The sequence below is a fragment of the Streptomyces sp. NPDC056486 genome (assembly GCF_042795295.1).
Lineage (GTDB): Bacteria > Actinomycetota > Actinomycetes > Streptomycetales > Streptomycetaceae > Streptomyces.
Map to the genome: position 1 here is coordinate 65370 of NZ_JBHTSF010000004.1, position 20760 is coordinate 86129.

A 20760-nucleotide genomic window follows, 5' to 3' on the forward strand; every position below is an offset into this window, starting at 1 on the left:
TTCGACTTGGGGCCACCTCGACCCTAGAGGGACACCCATGCGCTGTCCATAGGTGTGTCGAAGCGCTTCGACTGACCCGGTCAGTCGGGGGAGTTGTCGTCCCCGTACACAATGCCACGGCCGTTCGTGGACACGTACACCCGCCCGTAGATCCGGGGATCACCGGTGATGGCCGCACCGGTCCAGCCCCACTGGTGGGCGTCGTCGTTGACGCGCACCCAGCTCTCGCCCGCGTCGGTGGAGCGGAAGATGCCGCGCACGCCGTCGATCTTCGCGCTGGTGTAGAGCGTCTGATGGCCGGAGCCGGGCGCGGCCTTGCCGAAGCCGATCGTGTCGGCCTCCTCGACACCCTGGACGCGGGTGAAGCTCGCGCCGGAGTCCGTCGAGTGCCACAGGCCGTACGTTCCCCCGGCCTTTCCGCCCGCGAGCCAGATGTCGCCCTTGGAGCCGGGCACGGCCTTGAAGCGCGCCGCACCCTCGGTAGGCAACCCGGTGGACGCCTTCGCGGTGAAGGTCGCCCCGCCGTCCGTGCTGACGTAGAACGTCCCGGACTTGAAGCCGTAGAACGTCTTCGGCTCGACCCGGTCCGACTCGACGACCGCGCCCTGTGGGATGCCGGTGGACGCCGTCCATGTCGCGCCCCGGTCACCGCTGGTGTGCACGCCCGTACCGTCCGGGCTCCACACGAAGCGGCTGCCGTCGGCGGACGCGGCGACCGTTCCGCCGCCGGAGACTCCCGAGGGCTCCTTGCCCGCCGCCCAGGTGGCGCCGTTGTCACGGGAGAAGGCGATGCGCGGCCCGCTGTCGAGCTGACCGGCCCGTACCACCGTGTCCGGGTCGGACTCGGCGTGGTCGAGGCTCGTCGTGGTGGTGAAGTTGGGCTCGGTGTACATCAGGGGCGGCACCTTGGTGATGTCCGTGTGCCGGAAGCCGCCGATGTCGCCGAGCGCGCTGAGCAGGGGCGCTCCGGAGGACGGTGCCGCGAGGTCGTTGACGGCGGTCTCCTCCAGGCCCTTCACCATCGGGGTGACGGTGAACTTGCCGCCGCTGTCCCACTGCCTGAGGTTCCTGGTGCCGTAGACGGTGGCCCCGGTGCCATACATCATCCGGTCGGAGTCGAACGGGTCGATCTCCAGGGCCTCGGTCATCCAGCCCAGCTTCGGGGCCTGTTCGGGCGGCGCCGGGTTCGCGCCCCATGACAGCCACGGTACGGACGAGACGTCCATGGTGTAGCGGTTGGTGCGCTCGGGATAGGCGGCGTAGTTCCAGGCGCCGGTCCAGCTTCCGCCGCTGTCGGTGGAGCGGAAGATCTGGGTGTCCGGGAACCACGAGCTGTAGCCGGTGACCATGACCGTGCCCGGATGCTGCCGGTCGATACTCAGTCCGCTGTAGCCGTAGTACGTGTCGGCGTCGGTGGCGGGGCTGATGTTCTTCCAGTCGCCGGTGCGGGTCGCGTACCGCCACACCTGGCCCTTGCCGCCGTCGTAGGGGCCGCCCTTGTCGCTGTAGGCGAGGTAGAGGTAGCCGTTCTGGGCGTCGAGCACGCCCTTGTGGGCGAGGTGGCCGGTGGGCTGGCCCGCGAGACGCGACCAGGTGGTGCCCGCGTCCGTCGAGCGGTAGACCGCGTTCTCCTTGTCGGCGACGCCCACATAGATGGTCTTGGTGCGTGAGCCGGCGGCGCCCGTGGACTCGTCGAAGGTGACCCAGGCGATGCCCTGGTTGTCGGAGGCGTAGCCGGTCGAGTCCCCGGGGTCCTGCCGGTAGTTGCCGGGGTTGGGGAACGCGGTCACCTCCGACCAGGTGGCGCCCGAGTCGGTGGAGCGCCACAGGCCGTGGCCGCTGGGCGCCCCGAGGTAGAGGACGCGGTTGTCGTGCGGGTCGACGGCGAGGCGTTCGCCCATGCCACGGCCCGGCATGTTGCCGCCGAGCTTGAAGGGCAGGTCGGCTTTCTTCCAGGTCCTGCCCCGGTCGGCCGAGCGCAGGACGGCGCCCTTACCGGGGTCCCAGTCGTTGGTGTACGTGCCGACAGCGGCGTACACCTTGTTCGGTTCGACGGTGTCGGACGCGATGCTGGCGACCCCGGTGTGGCCCCAGTCGTCCCAGCCGACGGAGTCGAGCAGCGGGGTCCAGGTCCGGGACTTCTCCTGCCAGCGGTAGGCGCCGCCGATGTCGGTGCGGGCGTACGCGAGGTTCTTCTCGGCCCGGTTGAAGACGATGCCGGGGACGAAGCCGCCGCCGTCGACGCGGACGTTCTTCCACGTGTACGACGCGGTCGGGGCCTTCTCCTTGACGGCGTCGACACTGGCGTCGGCGGCACTGGCGTCGTCGGCACCGGAGGACGGGGCGGCCACGAGCAGCAGACCCGGGATCAGGCAGAGGGCGCCGAGCAGCTTCCCGCCCCGTCCGGGAGGGGCACTCACTGCGACCCCGCCCCCGGTTCGAGGAGCTCGGCGTACGCCCCCATGGCGAGTGCGATGTCCGCCTGCGCCCAGAAGCGGTGGTAGGTGAACTGCGGCGCCGCTCCCCCGGCGAGATAGGCCTCGACCTTCGGCCAGTCGGGGTCGTCGCGGTAGAAGGAGCGGATGGAGGTGAAATCGGACCCTGAGTTGATGGTGTCGCCGTTCGGCATCGTGCCGGTCCAGCCGTTCGGGACGTACACCCCGTCGTCGAACCGGTCGTAGTCGGCGCGGGTCTCGGGCACGGCGATTCCGAGGGGGTCCTGGTGGTGCTTCCACATGCCGTCGAGGAGGGCCTTGGCCGTGGTGGCGGCTGCGGTGTGGCCGGTGGCGGCGGCGTAGTACGTGAGGGTCTTGGCGTAGGCGGCGGCCACACCCACGTCGTTGGTGCGGTCGACGACGGAGACATGAAGTCCCGTGTTGGCGCCGGGATTTGACGGGGCCCATGTGTCGGGCTTGCCGGACCACTTCAGGGTCGAGGGGAAGGTGTAGGTGCCGTCTGCGGCGATCTTCGTCTCGGAGAGCGCCCACGTCACCCACTTGTCCATGACCGTCTTGGCGGCGGGGTCGTCGGTCTCGTGGAGGTACTCGGCGACGCGCTCCATCGACCAGGCCTGGAAGCCGAACCACTGGTTGGACGGCGGGTCGTGGTAGACGGGCTTCTCGTCGTAGGCCATGCCGTAGAAGGTGGGAGTGCCGGCCGGGGGCTTGGCGTAGCTGCCCTGCCAGCTGTTGGTGGCGCCGCCCGCGATGGCGCCCTCGGCGGACTGCAGCCAGCGGTAGAACTCGATCTGCCGGGTCAGGCTCTTGGTCCAGTCCGCCTTGCCCGATGCCGACTTGGGGGCGAGCGGGGCGTACTTGCTGAGGGCGAAGGCGGCCAGGGGGTTCTGGTAGCCGCCGTGGCTGTGGCTCGATCCGATGCGCCAGGCCCAGCCCGCGGAGGTGTCGGTGGCGCCGCCCCAGGCGTAGTACCAGGACAGCAGGTAGTGCGAGCTGTTCTTGCCGCTGCCCGGCGCGCAGCCGGAGGGGTCGGTGCAGTCGCCGATGGTCTTGAAGTATTTGTCGAACAGGGCGTAGCGAAGGTAGTCGCCCATCTTGGCCGCCTTGGCGACCGTCCCCGCGACATCGGAGGCCTTGCCCTGGGCCGATGCCCATACGTGGGCCCAGTAGGCGGCCTGCACGGCGCGGGCGTCGGCGTCGGGGGCGTTGGTGTACTTCCACTGCTTGGCATAGGAGGCGTCGCCGGTGAACAGGTCGAGGTAGCCGTTCCTGCCGCCGTGCTCGAACTCGTCGCGGGTGGGGTGCGGGACGGTCTCCCAGACCGACTCCTGGGAGCCGCGCTGGAAGGTGTTGATGTAGACGGGGCCTTCAGTATCGCCGCCGTAGCCGTAGACGTTGTCGACGTCCTGGAGCCAGTGCATGCCATAGATGTCGTCGGTGCCGTACGCGCTCTTCAGCTCGGCGGCGATCGGGTCGGCGCCGGCCTGGATCCCGGGGTCGAGCCGGGCGGGGTACTGCGACGGCTGGTCGTGTTCGGGGGCGTACGTGGCTGGTTTTGCCGCATTGTAGAAACTGTTCGTCGGCTGGTCGGCACGGGTCGGGATCATGAATTTCTCCATGGTTTCCCAGGCCGCGTTGAAACGCGTCCAGTCGCCGCTGACCTTGCCGTACATGGCTTGCAGCCAGAGCAGATAGCTGTATGCCTCGGATGTCGTCTCGTGCCCGTGGTCGGGTGCTTCCACAATGAGGGTTTCGACGGAGTGGTACGGAATACCGTCCGGCGAGAAATAGCCGTTCGCGGAATCGGTGATCTTCGCATAGAGGTCGAGGAAGCGCTGTTCGTACTCGGTGGCCGCGGTCGCCGCTGTTGCCGCACGGGCGCTGTGACCTGCCGGATTGAGCGCCACGACGATGGGCGCGAGGGCGGCTCCGGCACCGAGGGTCAGCAGATTGCGGCGGCTGATTTCCGGTCTGGAGGGGCCGGAGCGGGGGGAATCGGGGGAATGGGGGAATGCAGACATGCCGGGATGTCTCCTGACGGCTCGATGGTGGGGGCGAGCTCCGCTCGGGGAGCTGGGAAACCAGTGGGAGGACAAGTGCGAGGCCAGCGAGAGGACCAGTGGGAGCACCAGTGGGGAGTACCAGTGGGAGCGCTCCCAAAGTTCAGCCGAATCGCCGCGATGTCAAGAGCCGTCACACGAAAGGGAGTTGTCGAATGAATTCGACAGCGGCGATCCGAAGAATCTGAGAAACCCGCCAACCTTTCTGTTCTCGGCGGCGACTTCCTGCTAGCTTCCACGGCACCAGTGGGAGCGATTCCGGTTCAATCCGAGGAGTCGCTCATGCCCCGTCCCCCGCGTCTGCTCCGCACGCTTGCCGTCCTTGCGGGCGCCGTCCTCATCGCCGCCGGACTCGCGATGCCCTCCGCCCTGCCGACGGCGGGCGCCGCGCCTGCCGTGGCGGCACCACCCCCGGTGCTGCACGCCGATGGCAACCGGCTCGTCGACACCGAAGGCGCCACGCACCGGCTGCTCGGAGTCAACCGCTCCGGCGGCGAGTTCGCCTGTGTCCAGGGCTACGGCATCTTCGACGGCCCCGTCGACGACGCCTCCGTGAAGGCCATCGCGGGCTGGAAGGCCAACACCGTACGCATCCCCCTCAACGAGGAGTGCTGGCTGGGAACCGACAACATCGACCCGCGCTACGCGGGTGCCAACTACACATCCGCCATCGAGGAGTTGGTCCAGCGCGTCCAGGACCACGGCATGACCCCGATCGTCGAACTGCACTGGTCACACGGCCAGTACACCGGCAACTCGGCGGGCTGCCCGGACGTGCACGCCAGCTGCCAGAAGCCGATGCCGAACGCGCGGTACACCCCGGCGTTCTGGACCTCGGTCGCCAAGACCTTCAAGGACGATCCGGCCGTCGTCCTCGACCTGTTCAACGAGCCCTATCCGGACCGTGCGACGCCCACCACCGAGCAGGCCTGGGACTGCTGGCGGGACGGCGGCACCTGCCCCGGCATCGGCTACGAGGTCGCCGGCATGCAGGACCTGCTCGACGCGGTGCGCGGGACGGGCGCGAAGAATCTCGTGCTCGCGGCCGGTATCGCGTACTCGAACGATCTCAGCGGCTGGCTGGAGCACGCGCCGACGGACCCGGCGGGCAATCTCGCCGCGGCCTGGCACGTCTACAACTTCAACACCTGCTCCACCACGAGCTGCTTCGACTCCACGCTCGCGCCGGTCGCCGCGAAAGTCCCGCTCGTGGCGGGCGAGATCGGCGAGAACACCTGCTCCCACGGCTTCATCGACTCCGTCATGAAGTGGCTCGACGCGCACCAGGCCTCCTATCTCGGCTGGACCTGGAACACCTGGGACTGCTCGTCGGGCCCCTCCCTGATCAGCTCCTACGACGGCACGCCCACCGCGTTCGGCGCCGGGCTCCGCGACCATCTGGCCGCGCTCGCCGGCTGACCCGTCAAGCCCCCCTCCAGCTCCTCCGTCCATCCCACATCCGAAGGGACCCACCATGAGCCGCACACACACCAGGCACGGCAGATCCCGCGCCCTCTTCCTGGCCGCACTCGCCACCGTCCTCGCCACGACCGGCGGCACCGCCCTCGCCGTGGGCGACAGCCCGGGCAGCAGTACGTCCCTGGCAGCGGCCGCGCGCGTCGACAATCCGTACGCGGGCGCCAAGCCCTATGTGAACCCCGAGTGGTCGGCGAACGCCGCCGCCGAACCGGGCGGCAGCGCCATCGCGAACCAGCCCACCGGCATCTGGCTCGACCGGATAGCCGCGATCGAGGGCGCGGGCGACTCGATGGGCCTGCGCGACCACCTGGACGAGGCGCTGAAGCAGGGCGCAGGCGTCATCCAGTTGGTCATCTACAACCTGCCGGGCCGGGACTGTTCCGCACTCGCCTCCAACGGCGAACTCGGCCCCACCGAGATCGGCAAGTACCAGACCGACTACATCGACCCCATCGCCGCGACCCTCGCCGACTCCAAGTACGCGAACCTGCGCATCGTCACGACCGTCGAGATCGACTCGCTGCCGAACCTGGTCACCAACACCGGCAGCCGCCCCACCGCGACGCCCGAGTGCGACGTGATGAAGGCCAACGGCAACTACGTGAAGGGCGTCGGCTACGCCCTTCGCAAGCTCGGCGCCGTCCCGAACGTCTACAACTACGTCGACGCGGGCCACCACGGGTGGATCGGCTGGGACGACAACTTCGCCGCGTCCGCGCAGGTCATGTACCAGGCGGCCACCACCGACGGCGGCAGCGTCGACAACGTGCACGGCTTCATCACCAACACGGCCAACTACAGCGCCCTGAAGGAGAACAACTTCAAGATCGGCGACAACGTCAACGGCCGGTCGGTCCGCGAGTCGAAGTGGGTCGACTGGAACCGCTCCGTCGACGAGCTCTCCTACGCCCAGTCGTTCCGCAATCAGCTCGTCTCCACCGGCTTCAAGTCCGACATCGGCATGCTGATCGACACCTCGCGCAACGGCTGGGGCGGCGCGGCACGGCCCACGGGCCCCGGCCCCACGACGGACGTGAACACCTATGTGGAGGGCGGCCGTTACGACCGGCGCATCCACATCGGCAACTGGTGCAACCAGTCGGGTGCGGGCCTCGGCGAGCGTCCTAAGACAGCCCCTGAGGCCGGCATCGACGCCTATGTGTGGATCAAGCCGCCGGGCGAGTCCGACGGGTCGAGCAAGGAGATCCCGAACGACGAGGGCAAGGGCTTCGACCGCATGTGTGACCCGACGTACCAGGGCAATCCCCGCAACGGCTTCAACCCGTCCGGCGCGCTCGCGGACGCGCCGGTCTCAGGGAAGTGGTTCTCGGCCCAGTTCCGGGAGCTCCTGAAGAACGCGTATCCGGCGCTGTAATACCCGCGCGGGCGGCAACCTCGCGGGGGCGGGCGGCAACCACTTGCCGTACCGCCCCCGTCCAACTCCCTTGCAGACACGGGGAGTTACTCCCACCACGCAAGGAGCCCGGAGTGAGCCGCACCCCCCCCCCCCCCCCCACCGCCTTTGGGCGCAGAGCCATCGTCGCGCTGCCCGCCGCCGCCCTGCTCGCCCTCGTCCCGAGCAGCGCCACCGCCTATCCCAACCCCGGCCAGGTCACCGGCGACATCGTCGTGCACGACCCGACCCTGGCCCGCACCTCGTCGGGCAAGTACCTGCTCTACTCGACCGGCGACGGTCTGCAGCTGCGTACCTCCACCGACCGGATCAACTTCGGCCGCAGCGGCTCCGCCTTCCCGACCCGGCCGAGCTGGTGGAACACCTACAACTCCACCGGGGACGTCTGGGCGCCCGACATCTCGTACCACGGCGGCAAGTACTTGATGTACTACTCCGTCTCGTCGTTCGGCTCGAACAAGTCGGCCATCGGCCTCGCGGCCTCCACCACGGGCGAGCCCGGCTCCTGGACCGACTACGGCTCCGTGTACACCTCGACCACGTCCAGCGACTACAACGCCATCGACCCGAACCTCTTCGTGGACGACGACGGCAAGTGGTGGCTCTCCTTCGGCTCCTGGTGGACCGGCATCAAGATGATCAGGGTCGACCCCTCGACGGGCAAGCAGTACGCGGGCGACACCGCCCGGCGCTCACTCGCCTCGCGCCCCACCGGAACCAAGGCCGTGGAAGCGCCGTACATCGTCAAGCGGGGCGGCTACTACTACCTCTTCGCCTCGTACGACACATGCTGCGCGGGCACCAGTTCCACGTACAAGATCAAGGTGGGCCGCTCCTCCGGTGTCACCGGGCCGTACGTCGACAAGAACGGCGTCGCCATGACGAACAACGGCGGCACGCCGGTCCAGGAGAGCCACGGCCGCTACATCGGCCCCGGCGGCCAGTCGGTCATGAAGGACGCCGACGGTGACCTGCTCGTCTACCACTACTACGACGGCCAGGACAACGGCACCCCGAAGCTCGGCGTCAACCTCCTGAACTGGAGCTCCGGGTGGCCCGTCGCCTACTGACCCAGGGCGGCAAGGAATCAGCCAAGGCGGATCATGTTCCATGACAGCGGCTCCAGGACAGCGCTCAGCGTGCCGTCCTGGAGCCCTGTCCCACTGACACCGTGCGGGGTGACGCGCTCCGGCTCCGCGAGGGTGTTGCGGGCATCCGGGTCCGCGTCCGACAGCGCGGTGTGCTCGATGACGGCGCTCAACTCCAGCTCCTGGAGCGCGACTTCGAGCGAGAGCGGCTCGCTCTGGCTGCGGTTGACCGCGAAGACGGTGACGGTGCCGTCCTCGGCGCGGACGGCCGTCGCGTGCAGCAGGGGCACCTCGCCGAACTTTCGCGTCTCGTGCGCGGGCGAGTCCACGCGTACGTCGAGGACCTGGCCGCGGCCGTACCGCGAGGCCTGCGCGAAGGGGAAGAAGGACGTCTGGCGCCAGGCGGGGCCGCCCGGCTCGGTCATGATCGGCGCGATGACGTTGACCAGCTGGGCCAGGCACGCGACGGCCACCCGGTCGGCGTGCCGCAGCAGGGCGATCAGGAGCGAGCCGACGACGACCGCGTCGGTGACGGTGTAGTTGTCCTCCAGGAGACGCGGCGCCTCGGGCCAGTCGCGCAGGCTCTCCTCGACCTCGGGGTGCGGCCGGGACTGGTACCAGACGTTCCACTCGTCGAACGACAGGTTGATCTTCTTCTTCGACTTCAGACGGGCGCCCACGTGGTCGCAGGTGGCGACGACGTTCTCGATGAAGGACTCCATGTCGACGGCGGAGGCGAGGAACGAGTCCCGGTCGCCGTCGGTCTCTTCGTAGTAGGCGTGCAGGGAGATGTGGTCGACGAGGTCGTAGGTCTCGGCGAGGACCGTGGCCTCCCACTCGGCGAAGGTCGCCATGGACTGACCGGAGCTGCCGCAGGCGACCAGCTCGACGTCCGGGTCGATCTGGCGCATCGCGCGGGCTGTCTCGGCAGCCAGGCGTCCGTACTCCTCTGCGGTCTTGTGGCCGGTCTGCCACGGCCCGTCCATCTCGTTGCCCAGGCACCACAGGCGGATACCGAAGGGGTTCTTGTCGCCGTGCGCGGCGCGCAGGTCGGACAGGGCGGTGCCGGAGGGGTGGTTGGCGTACTCCTGGAGTTCCAGGGCCTCTTCGACGCCGCGTGTGCCGAGGTTCACCGCCATCATCGGTTCGGCCTGCGGGCCGATCTTGCGCAGGAAGGCGATGTACTCGGAGAGCCCGAAGCGGTTGGTCTCCGTGGAGTGCCAGGCCAGGTCGAGGCGGCGCGGCCGCTCGTCGGCGGGGCCGACGGAGTCCTCCCACTTGTACCCCGAGACGAAGTTCCCGCCGGGGTAGCGCACGGCCGTCACGCCGAGTTCGCGGATCAGGCCGAGCACGTCGGTGCGCAGCCCCGTCTCGTCGGCCGAGGGGTGGCCCGGTTCGTGGATGCCGGTGTAGACGCACCGGCCGAGGTGCTCGACGAAGGAGCCGAAGAGCCGGGGGTCGACGTCGCCCACGGCGAAGGCGGGGTCGAGCGTGAAGCGGGCGGAACGGGGGGCCATGGAGAACCTTTCAACAGAGCGACTGAGCAGGGGACTTACTGGCCGGCCAGCCCCGTGTGGGCCACGCCGCTGATGATCTGCCGCTGGAAGAAGACGAAGACGACGACCAGGGGCAGACCCGCCATCAGGCCGCCCGCCATGAGCTGCGCCCACTGGATGCCGTAGGAGTTCATGACGGTCGCGATGCCGTTCGGCATGGTCATCAGGTCGGGGTTGTTGGTCACCATGTAGGGCCACAGGAAGTTGTTCCAGGACGCGATGAACGTGAAGATCCCGACGGCCGAGAGCGAGGGCCTGGAGAGTGGCAGGACGATGGTGAAGAAGACCCGCCAGCGTCCGGCCCCGTCGATGTACGCGGCCTCCTCCAGTTCGTGCGGGATCGACTGGAAGAACTTGTAGAGGATGTAGACCATCGCGGCGGGCGCGCACTGCGGCAGGATCATGCCCCAGTAGGTGTCGACCATCCCCATGGACTGGACGGTCGTGAAGAGCGGGACGCCGAGCACGGCGGGCGACACCATCAGGCCCGCCATCACCAGGCCGAGCAGCGCGTTCTTGCCGCGGAACTCGGTGCGCGCGAAGCCGTACCCGGCAAGCGCGCTGACGAGCACCACGATGAAGGTGACGCAGACCGAGACGACGAGTGAGTTCACGAACCAGTTGGTGATGTTCCCGGTCTCGAAGAGCGCCTTCCACGCCTGGCCCGTCCACTCCTGGGGCACCCAGTGGGTGGGCACCTCGACGGCCTCGGTCTCCGACTTCAGGGACGTGAACAGGGCCCACAGGAGCGGTGTCATCCAGAGGGCGGAGACGAGGACACCGATCGCGGTGAGCACGATCTGGCTCGGGGTCCACTTCTTCTTGCGGCTCTTCGGGCTGTTCTTCCGTACGTCGACGGCCGTGCTCATCGCACGCCCTCCTCACGCTTGCGCAGGAGCCACATCCGGCCGAGGGCGACGGCCGCGATGAGCACGAAGAAGATGATGGAGATCGCGGAGGCGTAGCCCACGCGGTAGGCGGTGAAGCCCTCTTCGAGGGTGTACTGGACGAAGGTCCGGGTGCTCTCCTCGGGGCCGGGTCCGAAGTCCTGCATCACCACGGCCTGGTCGAAGACCTGGAGCGAGGCGAGAATCTGCAGGGTGATCACGAGGCCGGTGATGTTGCGCAGCATCGGCAGGGTGATGTGCACCATCCGCTGCCAGGCGCCCGCGCCGTCGAGCGCGGCGGCCTCGTACAGATGCTTCGGGATGTTCTGCAGCGCGGCGAGGAAGAGCAGGAAGCTGAAGCCGACCGTCCACCACAGGGTGGTGATGACGACGGCGAGCATGGCGGTGGACTTCTGGGTGAGCCAGGGCGTGTCGAGGCCGAAGACGTGGTTGATCATTCCGGTGCCCGGGTTGAACAGCCACTGCCACAGGTTCCCCGCGACTGTCGACGGCAGCAGGAAGGGGGCGAAGAAGCAGAGCCGCCAGAGCCATTTGGCACGTTCGATGTGGTGGGCGAGCATCGCGAGGAGGAACGCGAGGACGACGATGCAGGGCACCACGAGCAGGGTGAAGTACGCGCTGTGGCCCAGGGAGTCCCACAGGAGCGGGTTGTCGAAGGCCTCGCGGTAGTTGTCGAGCCCCACGAAGCTTTCGCCGGTGCCGGAGATGTTGGCGTCGGTGAAGCTCAGCCACAGGCCGCGGCCGATCGGGAGCAGCACGAACAGCGCGAAGAGGACCAGGAACGGGGCGACGAACCAGCCGCCGTGCTGGAAGCGTCGGGTCAGCCGCGTCCGGAGTGAATCGGCGGCCGCCACCGGGGCGGGCCGTACGGCGGCCGGTGCGACCACGGTGTCGATGGCGCTCACGCGGCGGGTCCTCCCTCGGTGGCGGATCTGCCTTCCATCGGGTTCTTCATGGCGACCAGCTTTTCGAGTACGTCCTTCATGCGGCGGGCCGTGGCGTCGGGCTTGGCGGAGCCGACGTTGGAGGTGGCGATGACGGGGCCGATGCGCTGGGTGAGGAGTCCGGTGGATCCCGCGAACCAGGCGGGCGGCTCGACCGCCATGTGGTCCATCGCCGAGACGTAATCGGACTGCGGCTCGAGTGCCCGGTACTTCTTGTCGTCAAGGGTCGGCAGGTAGGCGGGGATGTGGCCGCCGCGCGCCCAGGCCGTGGCGTTCTTGACGACGTACGCGGCCAGTTGGTGCGCGCCCTCGTTGGTGGCGCCGCCGCGCTGCGACTGGTGCGGCAGGACGAAGCAGTGCGACTCGGTGTGCGTTGCGGGTTTGCCGAAGACGGGCGGCAGCGGGGTCGCGCCGTACGTGAGCTTCGCGCCGCTGAAGACCGGCACCGACCAGTTGCCCTCCCACGTGAAGGCGGAACCGTTGACGAAGGACTCGCCGTCGGCGGCGCCGATGGCGGTGGAGTAGCCGTCGGTCAGGTGCTGCCGCAGGAACTCGAGGACCTGGGTGGCCTTGTCGGTGTCGAGAGTGACGTCCCGGCCGTCGGCGCTGAGGCAGGTGCCGCCGAGCTGGGTGTAGAAGGAGAGGAAAAACCACCAGGAGAAATTGGGGTCGTCGGCCTTGATGCCGATGGTGTGGACATCCGACTTGACGGCCTTCTTGGCCGCCTTCAGAGCCTTGAACCAGTCATCGGTCGATGTGACCTTCGCCAGATCGCCGTTCGCGCCGAGCAGTCCCGCCTTCTCGCACACGTCCTTGCGGTAGAAGCAGAGCTGGGCGTGGATGTCGAGGGGAAGGCCGTAGAGCTTGCCGTCGACCACGGCGCGCTTCCACAGCACCGGGTTGAAGTCCGCCTCGCGCACGCCGTACTTGGCGAGCAGCCGCACGTCCCAGGGGTCGAGCAGCTGTCCGGGTGCGAAGCCGGGGATCCGGCCCAGGTGCATCACCGCGAGGTCGGGTGCGCGGTTCCCCGACGCCGCCATGGCGAGCTTGGTGTAGTACGGGTTGCCCCACTGGAGGGTCGAGTCCTTGACGTCGACCTGAGGGTTCGCGGCACGGAAGGCGTCCAGCATCGCGATCATGTTGGCGCCGTCGCCGCCGGAGAACAGATTCCAGTAGCGGACCCGTACATCCGCGTCCGACGCGATCGCCGACGCGCTGCGATTCGCGGCGGCGAGTCCGAAGCTGCCCGCGACGGCGAGCGCTCCGATACCGCCGAGCACACCTCGTCGGCTCGGGAGGGGTGGTGGCATTGCGGCTCACTTCTGTCCGATATTTCGAATGCTGCTCGCAACTTCGAACGGACCGTAAGGTCGAACGCGGGGCGCGTCAACGGTTCGGACAGAGACGGGAGTGAAGTCCCGTGAATTCAAGGGAAGTTGTTCGAGATCACGAACCTCAGCGAGCACCTCGGTCACTTCCTGCGCAATGCGTTGACGCGCCGCCCTTCCCCTACCTAAGTTGCCGTTCGACCTGCTGATCGGCGTTCGAAATATCGCACGAAGACTGGGGTACGCATGGCACGCAGACGATGGAGGCTCGGGCTCACCCTGGGAGCCCTGCTCGCCGGAACGCTCGCCGCGGGACCCACCGCCGCGGCCGAACCCACCGACTACACGATCGACGTCGACCCGGCCCGCACCGGCGCAAAGATCGACGACTCGATGTACGGCGTCTTCTACGAGGACATCAACCGCGCGGCGGACGGCGGCCTCTACGCCGAACTCGTCCAGAACCGCTCCTTCGAGTACTCCACCGCCGACAACGCCTCCTACAAGCCGCTGACTTCGTGGGACACGTCTGGTTCCGCCGAGGTGCTGAACGACGACGGCCGCCTGAACGCCCGCAACCGCAACTACCTCTCGCTGGGCGGCGGTTCGTCCGTCACCAACACCGGCTACAACACCGGCCTCGCGCTCGCCAAGGGCAAGCGCTACGACTTCTCGGTCTGGGCCCGTACCGGCGGGGCCCAGAGGGCGCCGCTGACCCTCAGCCTGCGCGACGCCTCCGGCGAGCTTGCCCCGGCCCGCCGCGTCATTGCGCGCGGCGGCTGGGCGAAGTACAAGGCCTCGTTCACAGCCGGGCGCACCTCCACGACCGGCCGGCTCACGGTCGCGTCGGGCGCCCCCGTCGCGCTCGACGAGGTCTCCCTCTTCCCCCGCGACACCTACAAGGGCCGCGCGAACGGCCTGCGCAAGGACCTCGCCCAGAAGATCGCCGACCTGAAGCCCGGCTTCCTGCGCTTCCCCGGCGGCTGCCTGGTCAACACCGGCTCCCACGAGGCGTACGACGAGCAGTCCGGCTGGCAGCGCAAGCGCTCCTACCAGTGGAAGGACACCATCGGGCCGGTGGAGGAGCGCGCCACCAATGCCAATTTCTGGGGTTACAACCAGAGTTACGGTCTCGGCTACTACGAGTACTTCCAGTTCGCCGAGGACACCGGCGCCATGCCGCTGCCCGTCGTGCCCGCCCTGGTGACCGGCTGCGGCCAGAACAAGGCCACCGACGATCCGGCGCTGCTCAAGCGGCACATCCAGGACACCCTTGACCTCATCGAGTTCGCCAACGGTCCTGCGACGAGCGAGTGGGGCAAGAAGCGGGCGGCGATGGGCCATCCCAAGCCCTTCCACCTCACCCACCTCGAAGTCGGCAACGAGGAGAACCTCCCCGAGGAGTTCTTCGCCCGCTTCAAGGAGTTCCGGGCGGCCATCGAGGCGAAGTACCCGGACATCACCGTGATCTCCAACTCCGGCCCCGACGACAGCGGTTCGACCTTCGACAAGGCCTGGCAGCTCAATCGTGACGCGGACGTCGCCATGGTCGACGAGCACTACTACAACAGCCCGCAGTGGTTCCTGGAGAACAACGACCGCTACGACTCCTACGACCGCAAGGGCCCGAAGGTCTTCCTCGGCGAGTACGCGTCGCAGGGCAACACGTTCTCCAACGCCCTGTCCGAGGCCGCCTTCATGACCGGCATCGAGCGCAACGCCGATGTCGTCAAGCTCGCCTCTTACGCCCCGCTGCTCGCCAACGAGGACTACGTGCAGTGGAAGCCGAACATGATCTGGTACGACAACGACCAGTCATGGGGCTCGGCCAACTACGAGACGCAGAAGCTCTTCATGCGCAACGTCGGCGACGAGGTCGTGCCGTCCACGGCATCCGGCACCCCCGCCACGTCCGGCCCCATCACCGGCGCCGTCGGCCTGTCCACCTGGGCGACCAGCGCCGCGTACGACGACGTGAAGGTCACCGGCGAGGACGGCAAGACGCTCCTGTCCGACGACTTCTCCGGCGGTGACGGCCGGTGGAGCAAGGCGGCGGACAAGGGCACCTGGGCCGTCCAGGACGGCGCGTACGTGCAGTCCGACGAGGCCGCCGAAAACACCCTGGTCACGGCGGGCGACAAGAGCTGGCAGAACTACGACCTGAACGTGAAGGCCACCAAGAAGTCCGGCAAGGAGGGCTTCATGGTCGCCTTCGGGGTGAAGGATTCCGGCAACCACTACTGGTGGAACCTGGGCGGCTGGAACAATACCCAGTCGGCCGTCGAGAAGTCCGTCGCCGGGGCGAAGCAGACCATGGTCCAGGACACGACGACCATCGAGACGGGCCGCAGCTACGACCTGCGCGTGGAGGTGCACGGCCGCCAGGTGACGCTCTTCCTCGACGGCAAGAAGTGGGGCTCCTTCACCGACGACAAGCCCGCCGAGCCGTTCCGCCAGGTCGTCACCCGGGACAAGGCCACCGGTGACCTCATCGTCAAGGTCGTCAACGCACAGGGCTCCGATGCCCGCACCAAGGTCGGCATCGGCTCGGGCGCGCGGGTCGAGCGGAACGCGAAGGTGACCACGCTCGCCGCCGACCCGGCCGCGGAGAACACGAAGGACGCGACGCCGGTCAAACCGGTGACCTCGACGTTCAAGGGCGTGTCCGACTCCTTCTCGTACACCTTCCCGGCGAACTCGATCACCTTCATGAGGATCAAGACCGACTGACCGCTTGATCAGCTTGCTGACCGAGAAAGATCCCTCCGCGCGGCAACCTTTCCGGCGCGCGGCGGGGACAAGGGGGTGGCGGCCGCCCGGAGGGCATGGGGTTCCCGGGCCGCCGCCGCACCACGCCCCCTAGGAGAGGAACGTCTGCTGTGAGCAGCAGCACCGGACGCCACCGAAGGACCCGCACGATCACCGTCGTCGCCGCCGCCGTCGCCGCGGCGGCGGGCGCGGGAGGCGTCTATCTGGGTCTGGCCCCGGAGGACGCGGACGCCGCGGACGCCACGAGCAGCACCGTGGTCGTGTCGACCTCCGCGGCGCTCGAATCCGCGGTGGCGAACGCGTCGGCGGGGACCACGATCCAGGTGCGGGGCGGCACGTACTACCCGGCCAAGACCCTCAAGTCGACGGCGGACGGCAGCGCATCCGCGCGGATCACCCTCACCGCGTACGGCACCGAGAAGGTGAAGATCGACGGTTCGAAGCTCGCCGCGGGCTCCTGGCTCGCCGGAATCTACGGCGATCACTGGACGGTGCAGAATCTGACCTTCCAGAACTCCCCCGCCCAGGGCTTCGTCGTCACCTCGTCCGTCGGCGGCATCTTCAAGAACATGGTCACTGCCGACAACGGCGACTCCGGTTTCACCCTGCGCGGCGACGGCACGACCGGCAACCTGGTGCAGAACCTCGACAGCCACGGCAACTACGACGCCGCCACACACGGCCAGAATGCCGACGGCCTCGCCGTGAAGTTCGGCTCGGGCACCGGAAACAAGATCACCGGGGCCCGCCTGTTCAACAACGCGGACGACGGCGTGGACCTGTGGCAGTACGCATCGCCCGTCACCGTCGAGCACTCCTGGGCGTTCGGCAACGGAAAGAACCGGTGGAACGACTCCGCCTGGGAGGGCAACGGCAACGGGTTCAAGCTGGGCGGCGGCGGTGCGAGCGCCGCACACCTGGTGAACAACAACGCGGCCTGGGACAACACGCTCCACGGCTTCACCGAGAACTCCAATCCCGGCGCGATCAACCTCAACCGCAACACCGCGTACGCCAACAAGGAGTCCGGTTTCTACTTCGCGACGGGCAAGGGCCGCCTGGCCCGCAACCTCGCCGCCGCGAACGGCACGGGCCTGGCGAAACTCGGCTCCGCCGCGGTCTCGGCCGGCAACAACTGGGACAGCGGAGTCGCGACCCCCGCCTTCCGGTCCAAGGACGCCACCACGGTGTACGGCGCCCGCCAGGCGAGCGGCGCCCTGCCCGCGACGACGTTTCTGACGACGGGCAGCACCGACATCGGCTCGACCATGGACTGACTGCCAACGGCATCATGCCTGGTCACCATGGTTGCGGCAGGCTCATGGAAGACACATCGGGGGGTTCGGTTGGCGGGCGGGGACAGGGCAATGACAGGATGAGGACCATGACAATCAAGGCTTATTTCGACATCACCATCGACGGCAAGCCCGAAGGCCGCATCACGTTCAACCTCTTCGACGACGTCGTGCCGAAGACCGCGGAGAACTTCCGCGCGCTCGCCACCGGCGAGAAGGGCTTCGGTTACGCCGGCTCGAAGTTCCACCGCGTCATTCCGGACTTCATGCTCCAGGGCGGCGACTTCACCGCCGGCAACGGCACGGGCGGCAAGAGCATCTACGGCGAGAAGTTCGCCGACGAGAACTTCACGCTCAAGCACACCAAGCCCGGCCAGCTGTCGATGGCCAACGCGGGCCCCAACACCAACGGCTCGCAGTTCTTCATCACCACGATCGCCACGACCTGGCTCGACGGCAAGCACGTGGTCTTCGGTGAGGTCGCGGACGAGGACAGCCTGGCCCTCGTCAAGAAGATCGAGAGCTTCGGCTCGCAGTCCGGCGCCACCAAGGCCGAGATCGCCATCGCCGCCTCCGGCACCCTCTAGGACCTCGCACGCAGGACCTGGCATGAGCCCCCGTCTCCTGAGGCGGGGGCTCACCCATGTCCGGTCCACCGCTTCAGCCGAGTCCGGTCACATACCGCAGGCCGCCGAGCAGGTGGGCGCGGAAATCCTTGTCCGCGTAGGCCTCATCGGCGTGGCCGAGCGCCGTGTAGAACATCGGGCCGCCGCCGTGTTCGTGGCACCACACCAGAGGGTGGTCGTCGCCCATCCCGCCTCCTTCGTACGAGGACTCGTCGGCGGATGCCAGGACCCGCACCGCACCCCGGGGCGAGGCGCGGAAGTCGTACCACTCGTCGGTGAGATCCCAGGTGGCCGGGAGGTGTGCGGTGGCGGGATGCGCGTGATCCTCGACGGTCAGGCGGCCGGGCTGACAGGCGGGATGGCGGTCGAAGCGCGCGCCGAGGAGTTCGCCGTAGTACGGCCAGTCGTACTCGGTGCAGGCGGCGGCGTGGACGCCCATGAAGCCGCCGCCCGCCGACCGGTGTGCGCGCAGCGCCGCCCGTCCGGTGGGGTTGAGAACGTCGCCGCTGGTGGAGAGGAAGACGACCGCCGCGTAGCCGGACAGGTCCTGCTCGAAGGCGGCCGGATCCTCGGTCGCGTCGGCGGAGCATCCGCTCCCGGCGGCGAGCTCGCGCAGGGCGGCGACCGCGGCGGGGATCGACGCGTGCCGGTAGGCGGTCGTTCGGCTGTAGATCAGCAGGCGGGGGCTCATGGCCCCTGATCGTAGAAGCCGGTGCCGGGGATCTGCGGGCGGCTGCCTTGATGCGAAGCCCCGCCCCAGATGCGGGCCCTGGATGCGGCCGACTGCGCCCCCGCGCCGGGCGGCCCACGGTAGCGTCGACGGCAGCAGCAGGTCGCCGAACGATGTTCCAGATGTCGAACGAACATGGCACAGAGGAATGGCACACATGCCCGATCTCACGCCCCCGCCCGCGCCCCTGGGACCGATACGCCTGCGTGCGCACACTCACACCGCCCTGCGCCCGGCGACCGCGGCGCGCATCACGGGCGGCTTCTGGGCCGCCAGGCGGCACACCAACGCCTCGGTGAGCATCCCGCAGGGACCCGAGCGCCTCGAACAGGCGGGGAACCTGGACAACCTCCGTGCGGCGGCCGGGAGCGCGGGAGCCTTCACCGGGGATTTCCCGTTCCAGGACTCCGATGTCCACAAGTGGCTGGAGGCCGCTTCCTGGCAGCTGGCCGACGACCCCGGCAAGGGCGGGCTCAGCACGGAAGTGGAACGGCTGACGTCACTCGTCGCCGCCGCCCAGGAACCCGACGGCTACCTCCAGACGTACTACCAGGTCGCCCACCCCGAGCGGCGCTGGAGCGACCTCGACTGGGGCCACGAGCTGTACTGCGCGGGACATCTGATCCAGGCGGGCGTGGCACACCACCGGGCCACGGGCCGCCGCGAACTCCTGGACGTGGCCGTGCGGTTCGCCACGCACATCGACTCCGTCTTCGGAACGGACACGACGACGGAGACAACGACCGACAAGAAGACCGACGGGATCTGCGGGCACCCGGAGATCGAGACCGCCCTGGTGGAGCTGTACCGCGAGACCGGCGAGCGGCGTTTCCTCGATCTGGCCGGTTACTTCACCGACCGGCGCGGCCACGGACTGCTCTCGCAGGGCGCCGAGCGCGACCAGGACCATGATCCGGGTCCGGCGTACTGGCAGGACCACCTCCCCGTACGTGAGGCGCCCACCGTCACCGGGCACGCCGTACGTCAGCTGTACCTCCTGGCCGGGGCCACCGACCTGGCCATGGAGACCGGCGACGTGCCCCTGCGCGAGGCCCTCGAACGGCTCTGGCACGCCATGGCCACCACCAAGACCTACCTCACCGGCGGAGTCGGAGCACGCCACGAGGGCGAGGCGTTCGGTGACCCCTTCGAGCTGCCGCCCGACCGTGCGTACGCGGAGACCTGCGCGGCCATCGCCTCCGTGCAGTGGTCCTGGCGGATGGCGCTGCTCACCGGCGAGACGCGCTACTCCGACCTCGTCGAGCGCACCCTCTACAACGGCTTCCTGTCCGGCGTCGCTCTGGACGGCGACCGCTGGCTGTACGTCAACCCGCTCCAGGTGCGCGACGACCACGAACCGCTTCCCGGCGACCGGACGGCCCGCCGCACACCCTGGTTCCGCTGCGCCTGCTGCCCGCCGAACGTGATGCGCCTGCTGGCCTCTCTCCCCCACTACGTGGTGAGCGGCGACGCTGACGGTCTGCAACTGCATCAGTATGCGACAGGCACGTACGCCACGTACGCCACGGACGCTACGGACGCCGCCGAGGGCGGGGCGGTCACGGTGGAGACGGACTATCCCTGGAAGGGCCGCGTCACGATCACCGTCGACGCGGCGCCCGCGGACCGTGACTGGACCCTGTCGCTGCGCATCCCCTCCTGGTGCGCCGAGTTCACGGTGGCCGCACCGGACCAACAGGACCGCACCGACACGGGGTGGGGCTGGCTTCGGATCCGCCGCCGCTGGCTGCCCGGCGAGCGCGTCGTCCTCGACCTCGCCCTGGACGTACGGCTCACCGAGCCGAACCCCCGGATGGACGCGGTCAGGGGCTGCCTGGCCGTGGAGCGCGGGCCGCTCGTGTACTGCCTGGAGAGCGTCGACCAGGAGGCGGGCCTGCGCCTCGACGAGGTGACCCTCGTGCCGACGGCACGCACCGTCGCCGAGCACCGCCCGGACCTCCTGGGCGGCGTCACGGTCGTCACCACGACCGGCCTCCGCCGCTCGGACGGGCACCAGACCCGTCTGACGGCGGTTCCGTACTACGCGTGGGCGAACCGGCGGGACGGGGCCATGCGGGTCTGGATTCCGGGGAGCTGACTCAATCCC

13 protein-coding genes and 1 pseudogene are annotated in these 20760 nt (G+C 68.6%); 7 read left to right on the top strand and 7 right to left on the bottom strand.

The window, feature by feature from the left end; all coding sequences use genetic code 11:
* Positions 1-80: 80 nt before the first annotated feature.
* Together ACFQ7F_RS03655 and ACFQ7F_RS03660 are read right to left on the bottom strand one after the other, a co-directional pair.
* On the bottom strand, positions 81-2420 hold the full coding sequence (locus tag ACFQ7F_RS03655) for a xyloglucanase (RefSeq protein WP_383265484.1): 2340 nt from the start codon (positions 2418-2420) through the stop codon (positions 81-83).
* A pseudogene (locus ACFQ7F_RS03660) lies at positions 2417-4300 on the bottom strand (glycoside hydrolase family 48 protein); the annotation flags it as partial. The gene ACFQ7F_RS03655 and the pseudogene ACFQ7F_RS03660, both read right to left, overlap by 4 nt.
* 498 nt (positions 4301-4798) lie before the next feature.
* Here ACFQ7F_RS03660 and ACFQ7F_RS03665 point away from each other — a divergent pair.
* From ACFQ7F_RS03665 to ACFQ7F_RS03675, 3 genes are all read left to right on the top strand, one after another.
* Complete coding sequence (locus tag ACFQ7F_RS03665; protein ID WP_383265487.1) at positions 4799-5935, top strand: glycoside hydrolase family 5 protein; 1137 nt, start codon at positions 4799-4801, stop codon at positions 5933-5935.
* A 55-nt stretch (positions 5936-5990) separates the two neighbouring features.
* Complete coding sequence (locus ACFQ7F_RS03670; protein WP_383265490.1) at positions 5991-7370, top strand: glycoside hydrolase family 6 protein; 1380 nt, start codon at positions 5991-5993, stop codon at positions 7368-7370.
* A gap of 113 nt (positions 7371-7483) precedes the next feature.
* Positions 7484-8479 (top strand): arabinan endo-1,5-alpha-L-arabinosidase, encoded by a 996-nt coding sequence (locus ACFQ7F_RS03675; RefSeq protein ID WP_383265493.1) that lies wholly within the window; start codon positions 7484-7486, stop codon positions 8477-8479.
* Positions 8480-8496: 17 nt separating this feature from the next.
* Here ACFQ7F_RS03675 and ACFQ7F_RS03680 read toward each other — a convergent pair whose 3' ends face one another.
* Genes ACFQ7F_RS03680 through ACFQ7F_RS03695 form a run of 4 tightly spaced genes read right to left on the bottom strand, consistent with a single transcriptional unit; the run spans position 8497 to position 13215 of the window.
* Entirely contained in the window at positions 8497-10014 is a 1518-nt protein-coding gene (locus ACFQ7F_RS03680; RefSeq protein ID WP_383265495.1) for an alpha-N-arabinofuranosidase, read from the bottom strand.
* A 35-nt stretch (positions 10015-10049) separates the two neighbouring features.
* Complete coding sequence (locus ACFQ7F_RS03685) at positions 10050-10922, bottom strand: carbohydrate ABC transporter permease (protein WP_383265498.1); 873 nt, start codon at positions 10920-10922, stop codon at positions 10050-10052.
* A complete protein-coding gene (locus ACFQ7F_RS03690) occupies positions 10919-11866 on the bottom strand; it encodes a carbohydrate ABC transporter permease (protein ID WP_383265501.1) in 948 nt (315 codons plus the stop codon). The genes ACFQ7F_RS03685 and ACFQ7F_RS03690 overlap by 4 nt, the downstream gene beginning before the upstream one ends.
* Entirely contained in the window at positions 11863-13215 is a 1353-nt protein-coding gene (locus tag ACFQ7F_RS03695; RefSeq protein ID WP_383265503.1) for an extracellular solute-binding protein, read from the bottom strand. Before ACFQ7F_RS03695 ends, ACFQ7F_RS03690 begins: the two co-directional genes overlap by 4 nt.
* A 264-nt stretch (positions 13216-13479) precedes the next feature.
* Between ACFQ7F_RS03695 and ACFQ7F_RS03700 the strand changes: the two genes are divergently transcribed.
* From ACFQ7F_RS03700 to ACFQ7F_RS03710, 3 genes are all read left to right on the top strand, one after another.
* Positions 13480-15963 (top strand): alpha-L-arabinofuranosidase C-terminal domain-containing protein, encoded by a 2484-nt coding sequence (locus ACFQ7F_RS03700; protein WP_383265505.1) that lies wholly within the window; start codon positions 13480-13482, stop codon positions 15961-15963.
* Positions 15964-16112: 149 nt separating this feature from the next.
* Positions 16113-17279: a right-handed parallel beta-helix repeat-containing protein gene (locus ACFQ7F_RS03705; protein ID WP_383265508.1), complete on the top strand. Its 1167-nt coding sequence runs from the start codon at positions 16113-16115 to the stop codon at positions 17277-17279.
* 107 nt (positions 17280-17386) lie between these two features.
* Positions 17387-17884, top strand: a complete 498-nt coding sequence (locus tag ACFQ7F_RS03710; protein ID WP_383265511.1) for a peptidylprolyl isomerase — start codon at positions 17387-17389, stop codon at positions 17882-17884.
* 73 nt (positions 17885-17957) lie between these two features.
* On the opposite strand, the gene ACFQ7F_RS03715 is transcribed toward ACFQ7F_RS03710, so the two are convergent.
* Complete coding sequence (locus ACFQ7F_RS03715; RefSeq protein WP_383265513.1) at positions 17958-18614, bottom strand: ThuA domain-containing protein; 657 nt, start codon at positions 18612-18614, stop codon at positions 17958-17960.
* A gap of 196 nt (positions 18615-18810) precedes the next feature.
* Between ACFQ7F_RS03715 and ACFQ7F_RS03720 the strand changes: the two genes are divergently transcribed.
* Positions 18811-20751, top strand: a complete 1941-nt coding sequence (locus ACFQ7F_RS03720) for a glycoside hydrolase family 127 protein (RefSeq protein WP_383265515.1) — start codon at positions 18811-18813, stop codon at positions 20749-20751.
* Positions 20752-20760: the final 9 nt, after the last annotated feature.